Origin of the sequence: Nocardiopsis sp. NPDC058789 (genome assembly GCF_042745575.1) — a bacterium.
Taxonomy (GTDB): domain Bacteria; phylum Actinomycetota; class Actinomycetes; order Streptosporangiales; family Streptosporangiaceae; genus Nocardiopsis; species Nocardiopsis eucommiae.
Window position 1 is genome coordinate 53732 of record NZ_JBHYOW010000014.1, and the last position, 17869, is coordinate 71600.

Consider the following 17869-nt stretch of genomic DNA (forward strand, 5'->3'; position numbering starts at 1 on the left):
GGACTCTGACCAACCGAACGTGACCGAAGGGGACCGAACGTGCTGCGATGGGACGGGCTGGGGGACACTCCCTCCGACTGGGGACGGTCCGTGGTGGCGGTCGGTGTCTTCGACGGCGTGCACCGGGGACACCAGGCGATCCTGGCCGCCGCGCGCGGCCACGCCGACCGCCTCGGCCTGCCGGTGGTCGCGGTCACCTTCGACCCCCACCCCGAACGCGTACTGCGCGGGTCCACCCCGGCGGTCCTGACACCGGTCGACCGAAGGGTCGAGCTCATGGCGTCCCTCGGGGTCGACGCCGTGTGCGTCCTGCCCTTCGACGAGGCCCTGTCCTCGCTCGGCGCCGAGGAATTCGTCCGCGGCGTGCTCTCCGACCGGCTCGGCGCCGCGGCTGTCGTGGTCGGTGAGGACTTCCGCTTCGGCCACCGGGCGGCCGGGGACGTCGCCGCGCTGGCCGAACTGGGGGAGAAGTACGACTTCGTGGTGGACGGCGTGCGCCTGGTGGTCGAGGGCGACACCATCACCTCCACGCGCGTGCGCGCGCTGCTCGACGAGGGGGACGTGGCCGCGGCCGCCGAACTCCTGGGCCGCCCGCACCGGGTGTCCGGCGAGATCGTGCACGGTGCCGCCCGGGGCCGCGAGCTCCTGGGGTTCCCCACCGCCAACGCCGACCTGCACCCGGACACCGCCGTGCCCGGTGACGGCGTGTACGCGGGGTGGCTCAGCCGACTGGAGCCGGTCGAGGGGCACGAGGCACGGTGGCCCGCGGCGATCTCGGTGGGCACCAACCCCACGTTCGACGGGGCCGAGCGTACGGTGGAGGCCTACGCCCTGGACCGCGACGACCTGGAGCTGTACGGACTGCGCATGGCGGTGGACTTCACCGCGCGCATCCGGGGTCAGGAGCGGTTCGAGGACATCGACGCGCTCATCGTGGCGATGCGCCGCGACGTCGACCGCTGCCGTGAGGTCCTCGGCGTCGCCTGAGTCGGGCGTCACCGGGGAACCGGGTTCCGCGCCACAGAGCCTGCGGTAGGGTGGGGTCCGTCCACGTGTGCCCGCGGTCAGTCACGCCCCCTCCGGGGAGCGGACGCGGCGGGAGCGCGGTGCACCCACGCCATCGGCGGAGGGCCGCGCGCACCACACGCGACGGTGACTGCTCGTACGCGCGGTCACCGCGTCTGAACCCTGCCACGTACCGGGGTTCGCCCCTGCGTACCGACTTCTCAGTGAAGGAGCGTCGTGTCGATCGACACCGCCACCAAGGAAAAGATCATCGCCGAGTACGCCACCGTCGAAGGTGACACCGGCTCCCCCGAGGTCCAGATCGCGCTGCTCACGCACCGCATCACCGAGCTCACCGAGCACCTGAAGGACCACAAGCACGACCACCACAGCCGTCGTGGCCTGCTCCTGATGGTCGGCCGTCGCCGCCGTCTGCTCAAGTACGTGGCCAAGCAGGACATCACCCGCTACCGCTCGCTCATCGAGCGTCTGGGCCTGCGCCGCTAGGTCGTTTCGGAGGGAGTGGCTTCGGCCGCTCCCTCTTTGTTAGTAAGGTGTGACCAGAGTGGTGTCCGCGACGGACGCCACCCGCACCACCCGTGCCGCCACCCCGGACCCAGGGGTCGGTCCTCGGTAGTGGTCTCCGGACATCGCCCGTACGGGCGGGCCGTGGGCTTCGATCGATGACCGACCGTCATCACCTCCGGGGCACGACACGGGATCAGTATCGCCGTGCCACGGACCCGGAGAGGGTCCGGCGCGGCGCCCGCAACGTGTAACAGGAGGTCGCCCATGGAGGGCGTTTACTCGGCCGAAGCCGTCATCGACAACGGCAAGTTCGGCACCCGCACCATCCGCTTCGAGACCGGCCGTCTGGCCCGTCAGGCCGCCGGTTCGGCCACGGTCTACCTGGACGACGAGACCGTCGTCCTGTCGGCCACCACGGCCTCGAAGCGCCCCAAGGAGAACCTCGACTTCTTCCCCCTGACGGTGGACGTCGAGGAGCGGATGTACGCCGCCGGCCGCATCCCCGGCTCCTTCTTCCGGCGTGAGGGCCGTCCTTCCGAGGACGCCATCCTCACCTGCCGTCTGATCGACCGTCCGCTGCGCCCCTCCTTCAAGAAGGGCCTGCGCAACGAGATCCAGATCGTCGAGACGATCCTGTCGCTGCACCCCGAGCACCTGTACGACGTCGTCGCCATCAACGCGGCCTCGATGTCCACGCAGATCGCCGGTCTGCCCTTCTCCGGCCCGCTCGGCGGCGTCCGGGTCGCGCTGATCGACGGCCAGTGGGTCGGTTTCCCCACCCACGCCGAGCTTGAGGGCGCCACCTTCGACATGGTCGTCGCCGGCCGCGTCCTGGAGGACGGCGACGTCGCGATCATGATGGTCGAGGCGGAGTCCACCACCCGGACCCTGAAGCTGGTCGCCGAGGGCGCCGTCGGCCCCAACGAGCAGACCGTGGCCGAGGGCCTCGAGGCCGCCAAGCCCTTCATCAAGGTGCTGTGCAAGGCCCAGCAGGCCGTCGCCGACCAGGCCAGCCGTGAGCAGGGCGAGTTCCCGATCTTCCTCGACTACGAGGACGACGCCTACGCCGCCGTCGAGGGCGCCGTTCGCGAGGAGCTCGCCAAGGCGCTCACCATCGCGGACAAGCAGGACCGCGAGGCCGAGCTCGACAAGATCAAGGCGTCGGCCGCCGAGAAGCTGGCCGAGGACTTCGAGGGCCGCGAGAAGGAGATCAGCGCCGCCTTCCGCAGCCTCAGCAAGCAGCTCATGCGTGAGCGCGTCCTGCGCGACAAGGTCCGCATCGACGGCCGTGGTCCCAAGGACATCCGTCAGCTGAGCGCCGAGGTGGGCATCCTGCCCCGCGTGCACGGTTCGGCCCTCTTCGAGCGTGGCGAGACCCAGATCATGGGCGTCACCACGCTGAACATGCTGCGCATGGAGCAGACGGTTGACACGCTCAACCCGGACAAGACCAAGCGCTACATGCACAACTACAACTTCCCGCCCTACTCCACCGGTGAGACCGGTCGGGTGGGCTCGCCCAAGCGGCGCGAGATCGGGCACGGCGCCCTGGCCGAGCGGGCCCTGCTGCCGGTTCTGCCCGCCCGCGAGGAGTTCCCGTACGCCATCCGCCAGGTGTCCGAGGCCCTCGGGTCCAACGGCTCCACCTCGATGGGTTCGGTCTGCGCCTCCACCATGTCCCTGATGGCGGCCGGCGTGCCGCTCAAGGAGATGGTGTCCGGTATCGCCATGGGTCTGATCAGCGAGGGCGACGAGTTCGTCACGCTGACCGACATCCTCGGTGCCGAGGACGCCTTCGGTGACATGGACTTCAAGGTCGCCGGCACCCGGGAGCTCATCACGGCGCTCCAGCTGGACACCAAGCTCGACGGCATCCCCGCCGAGCAGCTGGCCCTGGCGCTCCAGCAGGCCCGCGGCGCCCGTCTGGCCATCCTCGACGTCATGCAGGAGGCCATCGAGCGTCCGGCCGAGATGAGCCCGAACGCCCCGCGCATCCTCACCGTCAAGGTGCCCGTCGAGAAGATCGGTGAGGTCATCGGCCCGAAGGGCAAGATGATCAACTCGATCCAGGACGACACCGGCGCGGACATCTCGATCGAGGACGACGGCACCATCTACATCGGTGCCACCGACGGCCCCTCCGCCGAGGCGGCCCGGGACACGATCAACCAGATCGCGAACCCGACCATGCCCGAGGTGGGCGACCGCTACCTGGGCACCGTCGTCAAGACGACCGCCTTCGGCGCGTTCGTCTCGCTGCTGCCCGGCAAGGACGGTCTGCTGCACATCTCGCAGATCCGCAAGCTGCACGGCGGCCAGCGCATCGAGAACCTCGACGACGTGATCAGCATCGGTGAGAAGATCCAGGTCGAGATCCGTGAGATCGACGACCGCGGGAAGCTCTCCCTGGTCCCGGTCGAGGTCGTGGAGTCCGAGACCGCCGCCAAGTCCGACAAGGCCGAGGCCCCCGCGGCCGCGGACGCGGACGAGGACGACGAGAAGGGCGACGACAAGGGCGAGGGCGCCCCGCGCCGCCGCCGTCGCCGCAGCTCGGGCGGGCGTTCCGAGAACACCTGATCCACACCTGTGTGACCCTGTACGGGGCGGTCGCGTCTGCACGACGCGGCCGCCCCGCCGTCGTCCCGGGCGTATGCTCTGCTGGATGTCCCGACGCGAAGAAGAAGGATCCATGAGTTCTGTCCCCATCGCCGCCGAGCAGGAGCCGGGCACGACCGTCACGCTGCTGGAGCCCGACGGCGGTTCCGGTCTGGTGCGTCGGACGGTGCTGCCCGGCGGCCTGCGCGTGGTCACCGAGAACGTTCCCGGGGGCCGCTCCGCCGCCTTCGGTGTCTCCGCGACCACCGGCTCCCGTGACGAGGACTCCGCGCACGCGGGGTCGGCGCACTTCCTGGAGCACCTGCTCTTCAAGGGCACCGGGACCCGTTCGGCGCTGGAGATCTCCGCGCTGCTGGACGGGGTGGGCGCCGACCACAACGCGTACACCACCAAGGAACACACCTGCTACTACGCGAAGGTCCTCGACCGGGACCTGCCGCTCGCGGTGGACGTGGTGGGCGACATGGTCGCCAACTCGGTCCTGGACGAGGGGGAGGTGGAGACCGAGCGCGGCGTGATCCTGGAGGAGATCGCCATGTACGAGGACGAGCCCGCCGACCTGGTGGACGACGTCTTCGCGGAGCACTTCTTCGGTGACACCCCGCTGGGGCGCCCGATCCTCGGCACGACCGACACGATCAAGGCGCTCTCCCGCGAGCGCATCGCCGAGCAGTACCGGGACGCCTACGTGCCCTCGGAGCTCATCGTGACGGCTGCGGGCAGCCTGGACCACGAGAGCGTCGTGGAGCAGGTCCGCGCCATGTTCGCGAACCGCCTCGGCGCCGCCGGTGACGCCCGCCCGTCCCGCCCGCGCGGGGCCGGGGAACCGGTCCGGACCTTCGGTGGCACGGTCGTGCAGCCGCGTGAGACCGAGCAGGCGCACATCATCCTGGGTTCGGAGGGGCTGACCCGCACCGACCCGCGCTGGCACGCCCTGCGCCTGCTCAGCGCCGCGTTGGGCGGCGGCATGTCGTCGCGTCTCTTCCAGGAGGTGCGGGAGAAGCGCGGCCTGGCCTACGCGGTGCACGCGTACCACACGGCCTACGCCGACACCGGAACCTTCCAGATCTACGCGGGCTGCCTGCCGGAGAAGGCCGACGAGGTCATCGGCGTCTGCCGCGACGAGCTGGCCAAGGTCGCCGCGTCCGGGATCACTCCGGAGGAGCTGACCCGCGCCAAGGGCCAGATCCAGGGCGCCATGGTGCTCGGCAGCGAGGGCACCAACGCCCGGATGGGCCGCCTGCTCGCCCACGAGCTCACCCAGCCGCGCCACTTCTCCATCGACGAGGACCTGGCCCTGTTCGACGCCGTCACGCTGGACGACGTCGCCGGGGTCGCCGCCGAGCTGCTGGCCCGCCCGAGGGCGCTCGCCGTGATCGGCCCGTACGCGGCCGACCGGACGTTCTGAGGTCGGACCCCGCGAACGAAGGGAGCCCGTGACCGTCGCCGGTCACGGGCTCCCTCCTTCCGCTCGCCCTACAGCGGGCGTCCGCGCGGCCGACCGCGCTTCTTGATCGCGATCTGCCGGGGGCCGCCGGTGTGGGCGCCACCGTGGACGACGACCTCCAGGAGGCCGTCACCGAAGGCCGCCTCGACGTCCTTGTCCTCGACGTCCTCGGGGAGGCTGATCTCACGCCGGAACGAGCCCATGAAGCGCTCGGACGTGTAGTAGATCGTGGAGTCGTCCTCCTCGCGGTGCCGCTCGCCGCTGATGACGAGCACGCCGTGCGCGAGGCTGACGGACACGTCGGTCTCCTTGACCCCGGGCAGCTCCGCCCGGATGACGAGGTCGCGGCCCTTGGCCATGATGTCCGTGGACGGGCTCCAGGCGTCGGCGAACGTCCTCTCGCGCTCACCCACCTGGGTGGTCTCGATCGTCGAGATCGTGTCCGACATCCTGTTCATCTCGGTGATCATGTCCACCACCCCGTGGAAGGGGTTGCTGAACCTCTTGGGTGCCACCGTTGCCTCCTCAATACGCCGTCGGTGGTGATGCGCCCACCGTCAGGAACGAACTGGTTCCTACTCTGCCCGGTCTCCGGAACGAGAACGATCCTCGGCCCGCGACCTCTTGGGTTCGCCCGGGGCACGTTCGCTGGCCAGCCCCTTGAACAACCCGGCCGCCATGAACAGCAGGATCACCGCGAAGGGCAGTCCGGTGATCACCGAGGCCGCTTGGAGCGCCGACAACGCGTCGTCGCCCCCGGCCACCAGGAGGATCCAGGTGACGCCGCCCAGGCAGACGGCCCAGAAGCCGCGCTGGAAGCGGTTCGGGTTCCGGGTGCCGCCGTTGGTCAGCATGTCCACGACCAGCGAGCCGGAGTCCGCGGAGGTGACGAAGAAGATGGCCACGACGGCCAGCAGCCACACGGCCGCGACCATCGCGACCACTCCGGAGATCGGCAGCGCCTCCAACAGGGTGAACGCGGCCTGGGCCTCGTCCCCCTCGATGAAGTTGGCCCTGCCCGCGAGGTCGTAGAAGAGGCCGGAGCCACCGAACACGCCGAACCACAGGACGCAGACACCGGTCGGGGCGAACAGGGCGCCGATCACGAACTCACGGATGGTGCGCCCGTAGGAGATCCGTGCCAGGAAGATGCCGACGAAGGGCGCCCAGGAGATCCACCAGCCCCAGTAGAAGATGGTCCAGGCCTGGGTCCAGGCCGCCCCCTGCTCGTCGACCCGGGGACTCGGGAACGACAGGCTCCAGGAGACGAGGTTGCTCAGGTACTCCCCGGAGGCGGTGGTGGTGCTCGCGATGATCCAGAGTTTGGGACCGACCGCGAACACGAAGGCGAGCAGGATGAACGCCAGCCACAGGTTGATCACCGACAGGCGGCGCAGTCCCTTGTCGATGCCGGACAGCACACTGAACAGCGCCACGGCCGTGATCACCACGATGATCAGGGTCTGGATCAGCGCGTTGTTCGGAAGCCCGAACACGTCGGTGAGCCCGCCGTTGATCTGGAGGGTGCCCAGGCCCAGCGACGTGGCCAGGCCGAAGATGGTGCCGAACACCGCGAGGATGTCGACGACGTTGCCGGGCCAGCCGAAGGCGCGGTCCCCGAGCAGCGGGTGGAGCGCGGAGGCCGGGCGCAGCGGCAGACCCTTGCGGTAGGCGAAGTAGCCCAGGGACAGGCCGAGGGCGATGTAGACGGCCCAGGGGTGGAACCCCCAGTGGAAGAACGTGAGCGCCAGCGACTCCGACGCGGCCGCGGGCAGCGGAGCGCCGTCCTCACCCGGCATGAGCGCGGCGTCGCGCGGCCAGTGCAGGTGCTCGATGGGCTCGGCCACACCCCAGAAGACCAGTCCGATGCCCATGCCCGTGGTGAAGAGCATCGCGAACCAGGCCAGGGTGCTGAACTCGGGTCGCGAGTCGTCCGGTCCGAGACGGATGCCCCCGTACTTGCTGAGCATCAGGAACACGGCGGTGACGACGAAGAAGACCGTCGCCAGGACGTAGATCCAGCCGATCTTCTCGCCGATCCACGTCCGGGTGCCCTCAGTGGCGTCCAGCAGGGGGCCCGTGTACGCCACACCCAGGATGATGAAGGCGATGATCACGAGGCCCGACACGCCGAAGACCGTGGGGTTCGTCTTTTCTTTTATGTATGTGCGCAGGGATGAGATGGTGTCTCCTTCCCGGCACCGCCGGGGGATCGAGCGGTGTTTGGGAGAGTTGCCGGTCCCGCTGCCGGCCACGGATGGGTCCCGTGGGATGTTAGGGCCGTTGGTCCCTTGCAGCAAAGTAAAGCCGCGAGTTGGAGTGTTCCGACAAAAACGGCATGACGGACTTGGGTCGCGTGTGGCGCGGACGTCGCGGCGCCCGGAGGGTGCCTCCGGGTCAGGGGCGCGGCGGCAGTGAGGTGATCAGAGCCTCAAGGGTGAGCCCCGCGCGGTCCAGCCAGTCCGCGATCACCTCGAGTTCCGCGTCGGTGTAGCCAGCGTGCAGGTCGGTCATGGCCTGGCGCATGCCCGGCGCGGGGGGACCGAGCGTGGCCTCGGCGCCCTCGAGGAGCCGCACGGCGATCTTGCGTCGATCCAGCGGGTGCGGTGCGCGCTCGACCAGTCCGTGTGCCTCCAGGCGGTCCACGACGCCGGTGACGGACCCGGTGGACAGGCAGAGGCTGTCCGCGATCTCGCCGGGCGTCATGGTGCCGCTCGCGCGGAGCAGTGTGTAGCACTGGAAGTCGGTCGGGTTCATGCCCGAGCGGTCGGCCATGCGGTGCAGGAGCCGGACCAGGCGCACGGCCAGCTGCTGTCCGTCGCTCTGGAGCGCCTCGTACAGCTCCGCACGCGTCCTGTGACCGTTGCCGTCTCCGGGTGCCCTCGCGGGAGGCTCGGTGCTGGGCGCGGTGTCCATGGATCTCCCTACCGCTCCGTGAACGGTCCCTCCGGTCACTTGCCGTCGAGTCTAGGCCGCTCTCCAAGTGTCGCCTGGCCCCGGAGTGCGTCGCGTGAAATACTTGCCTCAGTAAGATGCTCGATTTTTAAGGTATTTCCCGAGAAATCGGACACTCGCCGGGGGTAGCCATCGCCGTCTCGCCTGCCGACACCGTGGAGGAACCGCTTCCCACCGACCTGGACGGGGTGCGGGAGGCGGTGAACGGACTCCTGGCCGCGTACCTCGGACACAGGGTCGAGGCCGCACGGGCGGTCGACGGGGACTTCGCGGCCGAACTCTGCGCGAGGATGTCGGCCTTCACACTCGCCGGGGGCAAGGGTCTGCGCTCCGTTCTGGCCTGGTGGGGGTGGCTCGCCGGTGGCGGCACCGCCGCGGGGCCGGTCGCCGGGTCGGCGCTGCGAGCGTGCTCGGCGGTCGAGGTGCTCCAGTCCTTCGCCCTCGCGCACGACGACGTCATGGACGCCGCCCCGCTCCGGCGCGGTTCCCCCTCCTTCCACGCCGTGTACACGAGACAACACCGTGAGAGGGGCCTGCGCGGGGACGCGCGCCGCTACGGCGAGTCCCTGGCGATCCTCGTCGGGGACCTCGCCATGGTCTGGGCCGACGACCTCCTCCACGAGTCCCTGGCCGACCTGCCCACCGGGGCCGCCGCGCACGCGGTGTGGCGGGACATGCGTACCGAGGTCATCGCCGGACAGTTCCTGGACCTCGGCGCCCAGGCCGACGGCGACCGCTCCGAGGACAGGGCGGTACGCATCGACCAGCTCAAGACGGCGACCTACACCGTCGAACGCCCCCTGCACATGGGGGCGGTGATGGCCGGGGCCGACGAGGCCACCGTGACCGCCCTCCGCGCGTACGGCACCGACGTGGGCGTGGCCTTCCAGCTCAGGAACGACCTGATGGACGCCTACGGCGCCCCTGACCACACCGGGAAGCGGACCGGCGAGGACCTGCGGGAGGGCAAGAACACACTCCTGTTGGCCTGCGGCGTCCGGAGGGCGGAGGAGGCGGGGGACCGGTCGGCCCAGCGCGCCCTCGCCCGGGTCGGACGCTCCTCCGCACCGGAGGACGCGGAGGAGGCGGCGCGCGTGCTCGACCGCGTCGGCGCCCGCGAGGAGGTCAGCCGTCGATGCCGCCTGCTCGCCGAGCGCGGACTGGGACGGATCCGCCGACTCGATCTCCACCCCGCCGTCTCCGAGGGCCTGCGCCGCTTCGCCGAGACAGCGGCCCGTACGTGAAACCCACACCGAGAGGATCCGTCGACGTGCCCGCGAGGAACGGTAGGGAACCCGTGGTCGTGGTGGGGGCCGGTCTGTCCGGACTCTCCTGCGCCCTCCACCTGCTGGGAGCCGGACGCGAGGTCGTGGTGCTCGAACGCGAGGACCACCCCGGCGGACGCGCCGGGCGCCTGGACATGGACGGCTTCCGGGTCGACACCGGACCGACCGTGCTCACCATGCCCGAACTCCTCGACGAGGCGTTCGCGGCGGTCGGGGAGTCCGTCGGCGACCGGCTCGAACTGCTGCCGCTGGCCCCGGCCTACCGGGCGTCCTTCACCGACGGCTCCACCGTCGACGTGCACACCGACCGGGAGCGGATGGCCGCCGAGGTGGCCCGGGTCGCGGGCCTGCGTGAGGCGGTGGGCTACCTGCGGCTCCGGGACTGGCTCACCCGTCTGTACGAGGTGGAGATGCGGTCGTTCATCGACGCGCGGTTCGACTCGCCGCTCGACCTCCTCGGCCCGGACCTCGTGCGGCTCGCCGCGATGGGCGGGTTCCGCCGCCTGTCCCGGGTCGTCGGCGGCCACCTGAAGGACGAGCGCCTGCGCCGCGTCTTCTCCTTCCAGTCGCTCTACGCCGGGGTCGCCCCGGACCGGGCCCTGGCCGCCTACGCCGTCATCGCGTACATGGACACCGTCGCGGGCGTCCACTTCCCGAAGGGCGGCATGCGCGCCATGGGCGAGGCCCTGGCGGGCGCCGCCGCCAAGGCCGGGGCGGTCCTGCGCTACGGGGAGTCGGCACACCGCCTGGAGCGTCGCGGAGACCGGGTCACGGCGGTCATCACCGAGCACGGGGAGCGCCTGCCCTGCGACCACGTGGTGCTGACCACCGACCTCGCCGCCGCGCACCGTCTGCTCGACCACCGCTCGCGGCGCCCGCTGCCCCACCGGTACTCCCCGTCGGCCGTGGTGCTCCACCTGGGCACCGACCGCACCTGGGACCACCTGGCCCACCACACCATCTCCTTCGGCACGCAGTGGGAACGCACCTTCACGGAGATCATCGACGAGGGCCGGACCATGAGCGACCCCTCCCTCCTGGTCACCCAGCCCACCCTCACCGACCCGAGCCTGGCGCCCGACGGGCACCACCTCCTGTACGTCCTGGCGCCCGCGCCCAACCTGGCCGCGGCGGACATCGACTGGGACAGCGAGGGCCCCCGCTACCGGGACCGGATCGTGGCCGTCCTCGAAGCCCGGGGGATGACCGGCCTGGACGCCTCGGTGCGCGCCGAACACCTGGTCACGCCCGCCGACTGGGCCCGACAGGGGCTGGCCCGGGGCACCCCCTTCTCCCTCGCCCACACCTTCGCGCAGACCGGGCCCTTCCGGCCGCGCAACACCGTCCCCGGAACCGCCAACGCGGTCCTGGCCGGGTGCGGGACCACGCCCGGGGTGGGTCTGCCGACCGTCCTCGTCTCAGGGAAGCTGGCGGCCGCGCGCGTCGTGGCCGGAACGGAGCGGCGCGCACGATGATGACCTCAGCCACCGGGGAACTGGACGCCGCCGGGATCGAGCCGGGGCGGCTGCGCTCCGACTACCTGCGGTGCCGCGCGCTGCACGCCCGCCACGGCCGCACCTACTTCACCGCGACGCGGGTGCTCCCACCCGAGCGCCGCCCCGGCATCCACGCCCTCTACGGGTTCGCGCGCTGGGTGGACGACATCGTCGACGAACCCGGCCCCGACACGACGCCGGACGATCAGCGTGCCCGCCTGGACGAGATCGGCGCCGACCTCGACACCGCGTTGACGGGAGGGGAGCCGCGCGAGCCCGTGCTGCGTGCGCTCGCGCACACGGTGGAGGGGTACGGGCTCCCCGGCGACTACTTCACCGCGTTCATGGCCTCGATGCGGATGGATCTCGACACCACGGCCTACCGGGACCTGCCGCACCTGCGCGAGTACATGTACGGGTCGGCGGCGGTCATCGGGCTCCAGGTCCTGCCGGTCCTGGGGACCTCCGCGCCCAGGGAGGAGGCGGCGCCGCACGCCGCCGCGCTGGGGGAGGCCTTCCAACTCACGAACTTCCTCCGTGACGTGGCGGAGGACCTGCGCAGGGGCCGCGTCTACCTGCCCGCCGACGTGCTGGAGGCGCACGGCGTGGACCGGCCGCTCCTGGAGCGCTGCGCCCGGGGACGTCGGCCCGACCCGCGCGTCCGTGGTGCCCTCGCCGCGCTCGTGGAGGTCAACCAGGACCTCTACCGCGAGGCAGAACCGGGCGTCGCGATGCTCTCACCGGTCGCCCGACCGTGTGTCTCCACCGCGTTCCGGCTCTACCGCGCCATCCTGGACGAGATCACCGCCGCCGACTTCGACGTGTGGAGCGTGCGGCACCGCGTCTCCGACACCCGCAAACTGGCCGTGGCCGCGCCCGCCCTGGCCCGGGCGCTCTGGGCGCGGACCGTGCCCCGGCCCCGGGTCGGCACCTGACCCGCCGGTCCGCAAGGGACCGTCAGAGACCCGTTGAGGAGGTCCCGTGACACTGCCCGACCCCGAGCCGCGACGCCTGCCGCTGCGGCGCATGCCCAGAAGCGTCTGGGCGCGACAGCACCCGACCTGGCGCGAGGCCTCGCCCTCGGTCATCGGCGGGGCGCTCAAGCGTGCCCTGGCCCGGCCCTCCGGGAACTGGTTCGTGCTGGCCGCCAGCTCCGAGGTCCGGACGGACCGGCCCTTCGGCCGGGTGGTGTCCGGAACCGAGCTCGTGGCCTGGCGCACCCCCGACGGGGCCGTGCACGCCGGTCCGGGTGCCTGTCCCCACCTGGGTGCGCCCCTGTGCCGGGGCGCGGTGACGGAGGGGAACCTGGTCTGCCGCTGGCACGGACTCTCGCTGGGGCCCGGGGGCATGCCCGGGTGGAGCCCGTTCCCGGCGCACGACGACGGCTTGCTCGTGTGGGTCCGCCTGGACGGGTGCGGGGGAGAGGAACCGACGGAGGCGCCGGTGGTCCCGGAGCGTCCGAGGGCGGACGCGAGCATCGCGGCGGTGGAGAGCCTGGCCGGACGCTGTGAACCGGAGGACGTGGTGGCCAACCGGCTCGACCCCTGGCACGGTTCGTGGTTCCACCCTTACTCGTTCGTCGGCCTGACGGTGACCGAGGTCCCGCAGGGTCCGGACCCCGACCCGGACCGTCTGGTGGCGGACGTGGGGTTCCGTGTGGCGGGCCGCTGGGGCGTGCCCGTGCGTGCCGAGTTCACCTGCCCCGAACCGCGCACGGTCGTCATGCGCATCATCGAGGGGGAGGGCACGGGCAGCGTGGTGGAGACCCACGCCACGCCGCTGGGCGCCGACCGCGACGGGGTCCCGCGCACCGCCGTGATCGAGGCGACTGTGGCGGTCTCCGGGCGCACCGGTTTCGCCCTGGCCCGGCGCGCGGCCAGCGCGGTGCGACCGGCGATGCGGCTGGTGGCCCGCCGACTGTGGAAGGACGACCTCGCCTACGCGGAGCGCCGCTACCTGCTGCGCACCTCCGGCCGCTGGCCGGGCTGACGGAAGGACCGGGCCAGAGCCCTCAGGACCGCGCCCCTCCCCTGGCGGGGCACGGTCCACAGGTCGTGTCCGGGCGTTCCCCAGCGCGACAGCAGCGCGTTGGCGGCGCTCAGTCCCGTGGTGGCCGCCCCCTCCATGAGGGCGACCGGCAGGTCGACCCGGACGTGGTCGCCCGCCACCACCAGGGTCGGGTCCGGTGTGGTCACCGTGCAGCGGTCCCGGTAGCCGCCGGGAGGGAACAGCGCGCAGTCCGCGCGCAGCTCGTGCCGGGAGTCCACCTCGCGCGCCGGAGCCAGCTCCGGGTAGACCGCCGTCGCCTGCTCCCAGAGCGACTTCCGCTCCAGGTCGGGGTCGTGGTCCCCGGGCAGCGCGTAGGCGTGCAACTCGACCACGGAACCTCCGGTGCGGGCGGCCCACGCGCGGGCCTGGTCCTCGTAGCGGTCCAGGACGCTCACGTTGTCGAGCGTCGGATACCCGGCGGTGGCCAGGAAGGCCTGCCGGTGCGGCCGCACCGGGCGGTCCAGCCAGTACCGGGAGACCAGGAACGGCGGAGCGGAGGCGACCCCCGCGACCCGTGCGCGCCAGGCCGCCGTCCCGAGTCCGGGGGAGTCCGCCACCAGGGCGCGCAGCCCGCGCGGGTCGGTGGCCAGCACCACCGCGTCGAACTCCTCCCGGCGGGACCGTCCGACGTCGCGCCAGGTGAGCGCGTGACGCAGGCGCTCCCCACGGGTGACCCGCTCCACCCGCACCGCCGTCCGGAACCCCACTCCAGCCCGGCGCAGGTACCCCTCCAAGGGGTTCCACAGGGCCTGGGGGAAGGGCGAACGCGGCACGTCGAACACCAGGCCCTCGGACGAACCGAGGAAGTAGACGTGGAACATGACCGCCATCTCGGCGGCGGAGAGCCGTTCGGGCGCGGCGAAGAAGCTCCGGCTGAAGACCTCGAAGGCCAGGTGGCGCGCGGTGCGCGGAAAGCGGGTGACCTCCAGCAGGTCCCGGGCGCTCCGGTGCCCCAGGCGGTCGTGCACCCCCGGGACGTCCACGTCCAGGAACTGGAGCACCGCCGGGAGGTTCACCGCGGCCAGTTCCGAGACCGGGAAGCTCCGGCTCGTGGCCGCCAGCGCGAACGCGTTCCACGGCGGAGTGGTGGGAAGACCCGAGAAGCGGTCACGGGCCCCGGAACGGTGCACCAGCGGGTAGTCGGGCAGCGGCACCAGCGAGTCCAGGTCGGGATCCGCGCGCCGGAGCAGCCCCCGCAGGTTGTAGTACTGGCGGAAGAAGGCGTGGAACCCGCGGCTCATGGTCGCCGTGCCGCCGTCGGCCAGAGTGGTGTCCCACCCCCGGAGACGACCGCCCAACCCCTCCTCGCGCTCGAACACCACGGTGTCCACCCCGCGCTCCGCGAGCCCGCAGGCAGCCGCCAGCCCGGCGATGCCGCCGCCCACCACCGCGACCCGTGGCGCGCGCTCCGGGGGCGGCCCGGACGGGGCGGGGGCGACGATCCGCTCGGCCCGGGGGTCGTTGACGTCGGGGTTCACGGCCGGGCTCCCACGAAGGTGTGCGTGATCCCGTAGCGCCAGCCCGGCATGGGCGCGCTGGCCACCGCTCCCAGCCCCGCCGCCCGCATCCGCTCCAGCAGGGCGGCGCGGCCGTCGAAGTCCAGGACGCTCCGCCAGAGGTACCGGAACAGGTCGTCCCGCCCGGTCAGGGCGCGGCCCGCCGGGATCACCACGCCCCAGCACACCGCGCTCCACACCGCGCGGGCGGAGGCGGAGTCGGCCACGGAGTACTCGTGCAGCGCCAGCCGCCCGCCCGGACGCAGCAGCGCCCGCACCCTCGCGAGGAAGGCGTCCGGATCCGGGACGTTGCGCACCAGGTAGGAGGCGAACACCGCGTCGGCCGGGCCACCGACCACCTCCTCGGCCCACTCCGGGGTGAGGTCCTGGGCGCGCGCCAGGTGGAAGCCGACACTGCTCGGCCACCCCTTGGCCTCCGCCTGGCGGAGCATGCCCTCCGAGGAGTCCACGCCGACGATCCGGGCCATGGGGTACTCGCGTGCGAGAGCGGCGGTCGAGGCCCCGGTGCCGCAGCCCAGGTCGACCAGCACCTGGTCCGCGCCCCGGTTCGGCAGGAAGAGCCGACGCGCGGACGTGCGCAGGTCCCGGTGGTAGCCGGGGCTGGACGCGACCAGTCGGTCGTAGGCCGGTGCGGCGAGGTCGAACTCGTCGGTCACGGCGGCGGTCTTCATCCGCTCTGTCGTGGTGGTCATCGGTCCTCCGGAAACGGTCGGGGTGGACGGGGGACTTCGACCGCCGTAGGGGCCATGCTGGGAGGATGGCCGACTACGACGTGGTGATCATCGGAGCGGGAGCCGCAGGGCTCACCTTGGCCCATCGCCTCGGGCAAATCAACGATCGGCGCGACCCACCGCTCAGAACGGCGGTCCTGGAGCCCCCGCCCGGTCCGCACACGCCGCCCCGGCGGACCTGGTGCTTCTGGGAGGCCGGTCCGGGGCCCTGGGACCACCTGCTCGCCGCCTCGTGGGAGGACCTGTCGGTCATCGGCCCGGACGGCGCGGAACACCGCTCCCCGGCGGGACCGTACGCCTACAAGATGCTGCGTTCCACCGACGTGGACGCGCACGTGCGCGCGTCGGCCGGTGCGGCGGTCGAGTTCCGGCCGCTGTTCGTACGGGACACGGAGGACGGGCCCGAGCACGCCACCGTCCGGGCGCTCGCGCCGGGAGGGGAGCACCTGCGCCTCACCGCCCGCTGGGTCTTCGACTCACGGCCCCCCGGTACGCCCCAGGGCGGTCGCACCCGCCTGCTCCAGCACTTCCGGGGATGGTTCGTCCGCATGAAGGACGACGCCTTCGACCCCGCCGCCGCGGTGCTCATGGACCTGCGACCGCCCCAGCCCGCACACGGTGTGGCCTTCGGCTACGTGCTTCCGCTGTCCAGCCGCGAGGCTCTGGTCGAGTACACCGAGTTCGGCCGGGAGGCGCTCACCACCGCCGAGTACGAGCGGGCCCTCACGGACTACTGCGAGCGGAGCGGGCTCCACGGCGCCGAGGTCACCGCCTCCGAGCAGGGCGCCATCCCCATGACCGACGCGCGTCCGCGCACCAGGGTCGGTCGGCGGCTGTTCCGGATCGGCGCGGCGGGGGGCGCCACCCGGCCCTCGACCGGCTACACGTTCAGCGGCACGGCCCGCCAGACCGCGGCGGTCGCGCGGGCGCTGGAACGGGGCCGGGTCCCGGTGCCGCCGGTGCCGCACCGCCCCAGGCACCTCGCCATGGACGCCGTCATGCTCCGCGCGCTGGACAGCGGCAGGGTCGCGGGCGCCGACTTCTTCACCCGGCTCTTCGCCGCCAACCGGCTCGGGGACGTGCTCGCCTTCCTGGACGGGGACTCGCGCCCGCCGCGCGAGTTCGTGATGGGGCTGACCACCCCCGTCGCCGCGATGTCCCTGAGCACGGCCGACCACCTCTGGTACTCACTGCGCTCGCGGGTCCCGGCCCCGTCGCGCGAGGGGGTGTCACGGCGCGGTCGGGGGGTCAGCCGCTGAGCGTCCGCACGCTCTCGGCGAGGGAACCCAGGTGCCCGTCCGCCAGCCGCAGGGCGTCCCCGGTCCCACGCCAGCCGGGGCCGGCCGTGTAGAGCGCGGTGCGCTCGGGCGCGGACACCGTCGCGCGGGCCGTCGCCACCAGCGTCTCCGTGTCCTGCTCGCCGCTCGTGTGACACCACAGGACCACAGCGCGCGGGCCGATCCGGCCGACCGTGCGGACGGTGGCGTCGGTCGGGGTGCAGGGCCCCAGGACGCGGTGGGGGAGCCCCGCCTCGCGCAGGGCCGCCGCCAGCGCCTCCACCGGGAGGCTGTGCGCCTCGTGCGGCACGCAGGCCAGGACCACGGGACGGGCACGGACGCGGGGGGCCGTCGCCGGAGCGGGCACGCGGCGCAGCACCGAGGACACGCTCCACGAGAGCAGGTGCTCCACCTCGACGTAGCGGCGGGTGTCCTCCCATCGGCGGCCCATGCCGTACAGCAGGGGCATCGCCAGGTTCTCCCAGGCCGCCACGGTCCCGTGGCGCTCCACGGCGGCCTGGAGCAGGTGTTCCACCAGGTCGGAGTCCATGCGCATGGCAGCCCTGGTCAGGCCCTGGAGGGTCGGGGTGTGCTCGCGCACGGCCGTGGGTAGGGCGTCGGTAGGCCGGGTGCCGGGGCCGGTGGCCTCGGCGCGCGGCTCCGGAACGGCGGGGGCCGTGGCGAGGATCCGCAGGGCGGCCTCGGCCGCGGGAACGCCCTCGCCGACCAGGTGACACAGTGCGCGGAGCCGGGCGACGTCCGCCGGTGCGTACCGCCGGTGCCCGCCCGGGCTGCGCTCACGGGGACCGATCCCGTAGCGCCGGTCCCAGCTGCGCAGAGTGGTCGGTGCGACGCCGAGGAGACGGGCGACGGCCCCCGGGCCGAGAGCTTCGGTCATGGCACCCCAACACGTTGCGAAAGCGGTGCGACTTGTGACGCGGGCCGCTGACCTCCGACTCTAG

Annotated in this window: 15 protein-coding genes; 9 read left to right on the plus strand and 6 right to left on the minus strand. The window is 72.3% G+C overall.

The window, feature by feature from the left end; all coding sequences use genetic code 11:
- Nucleotides 1-39: 39 nt before the first annotated feature.
- The 4 genes from ACFW3L_RS20745 to ACFW3L_RS20760 all read left to right on the plus strand — a co-directional run bounded on the left by ACFW3L_RS20745 (nucleotide 40) and on the right by ACFW3L_RS20760 (nucleotide 5557).
- The gene (locus tag ACFW3L_RS20745; protein WP_378742918.1) at nucleotides 40-987 is read left to right on the plus strand and encodes a bifunctional riboflavin kinase/FAD synthetase; all 948 of its coding nucleotides are present in this window, start codon (nucleotides 40-42) and stop codon (nucleotides 985-987) included.
- A 255-nt stretch (nucleotides 988-1242) separates the two neighbouring features.
- On the plus strand, nucleotides 1243-1512 hold the full coding sequence (gene rpsO / locus ACFW3L_RS20750; RefSeq protein WP_017542637.1) for a 30S ribosomal protein S15: 270 nt from the start codon (nucleotides 1243-1245) through the stop codon (nucleotides 1510-1512).
- Between the two features lie 285 nt (nucleotides 1513-1797).
- On the plus strand, nucleotides 1798-4110 hold the full coding sequence (locus ACFW3L_RS20755; protein WP_378742921.1) for a polyribonucleotide nucleotidyltransferase: 2313 nt from the start codon (nucleotides 1798-1800) through the stop codon (nucleotides 4108-4110).
- A 112-nt stretch (nucleotides 4111-4222) separates the two neighbouring features.
- On the plus strand, nucleotides 4223-5557 hold the full coding sequence (locus tag ACFW3L_RS20760) for a M16 family metallopeptidase (protein ID WP_378742923.1): 1335 nt from the start codon (nucleotides 4223-4225) through the stop codon (nucleotides 5555-5557).
- A 68-nt stretch (nucleotides 5558-5625) separates the two neighbouring features.
- Here the strand turns inward: ACFW3L_RS20760 and ACFW3L_RS20765 are convergent, their stop codons facing one another.
- The 3 genes from ACFW3L_RS20765 to ACFW3L_RS20775 all read right to left on the minus strand — a co-directional run bounded on the left by ACFW3L_RS20765 (nucleotide 5626) and on the right by ACFW3L_RS20775 (nucleotide 8512).
- Nucleotides 5626-6111, minus strand: coding sequence for an Hsp20/alpha crystallin family protein (locus ACFW3L_RS20765; protein WP_378742925.1), 486 nt, complete (start codon nucleotides 6109-6111; stop codon nucleotides 5626-5628).
- Nucleotides 6112-6171: 60 nt separating this feature from the next.
- Nucleotides 6172-7713, minus strand: coding sequence for a BCCT family transporter (locus ACFW3L_RS20770; protein WP_378743081.1), 1542 nt, complete (start codon nucleotides 7711-7713; stop codon nucleotides 6172-6174).
- 280 nt (nucleotides 7714-7993) lie between these two features.
- Nucleotides 7994-8512 (minus strand): MarR family winged helix-turn-helix transcriptional regulator, encoded by a 519-nt coding sequence (locus ACFW3L_RS20775; protein ID WP_378742927.1) that lies wholly within the window; start codon nucleotides 8510-8512, stop codon nucleotides 7994-7996.
- Between the two features lie 194 nt (nucleotides 8513-8706).
- On the opposite strand from ACFW3L_RS20775, the gene ACFW3L_RS20780 reads away from it, so the two are divergent.
- From ACFW3L_RS20780 to ACFW3L_RS20795, 4 genes are read left to right on the plus strand one after another with little or no spacing between them, the layout of a single operon-like run.
- Nucleotides 8707-9795: a polyprenyl synthetase family protein gene (locus tag ACFW3L_RS20780; protein ID WP_378742929.1), complete on the plus strand. Its 1089-nt coding sequence runs from the start codon at nucleotides 8707-8709 to the stop codon at nucleotides 9793-9795.
- A 53-nt stretch (nucleotides 9796-9848) separates the two neighbouring features.
- On the plus strand, nucleotides 9849-11312 hold the full coding sequence (crtI, locus tag ACFW3L_RS20785; RefSeq protein ID WP_378743083.1) for a phytoene desaturase family protein: 1464 nt from the start codon (nucleotides 9849-9851) through the stop codon (nucleotides 11310-11312).
- Entirely contained in the window at nucleotides 11312-12268 is a 957-nt protein-coding gene (locus ACFW3L_RS20790; protein WP_378743085.1) for a phytoene/squalene synthase family protein, read from the plus strand. The genes crtI and ACFW3L_RS20790 overlap by 1 nt, the downstream gene beginning before the upstream one ends.
- Nucleotides 12269-12314: 46 nt before the next feature.
- On the plus strand, nucleotides 12315-13322 hold the full coding sequence (locus ACFW3L_RS20795; RefSeq protein WP_378742931.1) for a DUF5914 domain-containing protein: 1008 nt from the start codon (nucleotides 12315-12317) through the stop codon (nucleotides 13320-13322).
- Here ACFW3L_RS20795 and ACFW3L_RS20800 read toward each other — a convergent pair.
- Together ACFW3L_RS20800 and ACFW3L_RS20805 are read right to left on the minus strand one after the other, a co-directional pair.
- Nucleotides 13286-14860, minus strand: a complete 1575-nt coding sequence (locus ACFW3L_RS20800) for an FAD-dependent oxidoreductase (RefSeq protein WP_378742933.1) — start codon at nucleotides 14858-14860, stop codon at nucleotides 13286-13288. The genes ACFW3L_RS20795 and ACFW3L_RS20800 overlap by 37 nt on opposite strands.
- The gene (locus ACFW3L_RS20805; RefSeq protein ID WP_378742935.1) at nucleotides 14857-15591 is read right to left on the minus strand and encodes a class I SAM-dependent methyltransferase; all 735 of its coding nucleotides are present in this window, start codon (nucleotides 15589-15591) and stop codon (nucleotides 14857-14859) included. The genes ACFW3L_RS20800 and ACFW3L_RS20805 overlap by 4 nt, the downstream gene beginning before the upstream one ends.
- 65 nt (nucleotides 15592-15656) lie before the next feature.
- On the opposite strand from ACFW3L_RS20805, the gene ACFW3L_RS20810 reads away from it, so the two are divergent.
- Nucleotides 15657-16889, plus strand: coding sequence for a lycopene cyclase family protein (locus ACFW3L_RS20810; protein ID WP_378742937.1), 1233 nt, complete (start codon nucleotides 15657-15659; stop codon nucleotides 16887-16889).
- On the opposite strand, the gene ACFW3L_RS20815 is transcribed toward ACFW3L_RS20810, so the two are convergent.
- A complete protein-coding gene (locus tag ACFW3L_RS20815) occupies nucleotides 16879-17805 on the minus strand; it encodes a MerR family transcriptional regulator (RefSeq protein WP_378742939.1) in 927 nt (308 codons plus the stop codon). The genes ACFW3L_RS20810 and ACFW3L_RS20815 overlap by 11 nt on opposite strands.
- Between the last annotated feature and the right edge of the window lie 64 nt (nucleotides 17806-17869).